This is a genomic window from Acidovorax sp. KPB24-03, from assembly GCF_057546605.1.
The window spans coordinates 1-997 of sequence record NZ_BAAJYR010000756.1 but is presented as its reverse complement, the minus strand read 5'-3'; the positions used below and the strand labels follow the sequence as shown (position 1 = coordinate 997).

Genomic DNA, 997 nt, shown 5'->3' with positions numbered 1-997 from the left:
CGTGCTGGCCGTGCTGGCCTGGCTGCCCCAGGCGCCGCCCGAAGCGCTGCGCCGCCTGCAGCTGGCTGCGGCCCAGCAGGCGGCGCTGCTCTGGGTGTTCCGCCCGCAGGACCTTCGCCAGCAAGCCTCACCCGCGCCGCTGCGGCTGTGGGTGGTGCAGGGCGTTCCAGCGATCCAGGGGATTCAGGGGGCAGAAGGTTCGCCAGCGCTGGGGCACGCGCCGGGGCTGCCGGCTCCGGCGCAAGTCCCGGGATGGCCGGACGGGGGCAGGGCGCCCGGCGTGCTTCAGGTGCATGTTCTCAAGCGGCGCGGGCCGCCGTTGATGCAGCCGGTGCCGGTCTGCGCGCATGCGTCCGCGCTGTCCGCCGTGCTGGCGGCGATGCGGGCGTTGAAGGCGCGCCGGTTTCCGGGCGATGCCTCAGTGCCGGCTGCACAGCGGCCTGGCGCGCCACAGGGGGTGGCGGTCCATCAGGAGCGGGTCCATGCACTGGATCGCCGTGCCTTCGTCGCTGGATGAACTGCCGCCCGGCGCGCCGGCCGCCTCGGCGGGCTGGTGGGCGCTGCGCTTCACGCCCCGGGTGGCGCTGCTCGACGAAGCCCTGCTGCTGGAGGTGGCCAGCACCGAGCGCCTCTGGGGCGGCCGGGCCCGGCTGCTTTCGCTGATCCGGCAGCACCACCCGGCCTTCGGCGGGCAGGGCGAGCTGGCAGGGCCTGCCGAAGCGCAGGAAACCCCAGCGTCCGGACGGCCAAGGCAAGGGCCAGAACCAGAACCAGGACCAGAAAAGGACAAGGCCGCCGCCCGCCGCCTGCCGCAGCCCTCCGGCGGCGACCCGGCACTGGCCCAAGGCGCTACGGCCTTCGAAGCCCTGGCCCTGCTGCGGCTGGCCCAGGCCGACCCTCCGCATCGCCCGCCGCGCCGGTTGCCCGCACGACCTGCCCCCTGCGCACCCTGGCGGCCCTGCGCCCGCCACGCCGCCAGCCTGGAGCGCATGGGCTC

General features: G+C 75.7%; 2 pseudogenes. Both read left to right on the top strand.

Annotated features, from left to right (window positions below):
- Positions 1-517: pseudogene (locus AC27KI_RS25770) on the top strand (hypothetical protein); the annotation flags it as partial.
- A pseudogene (locus AC27KI_RS25765) lies at positions 483-997 on the top strand (DNA polymerase Y family protein); the annotation flags it as partial. The pseudogenes AC27KI_RS25770 and AC27KI_RS25765, both read left to right, overlap by 35 nt.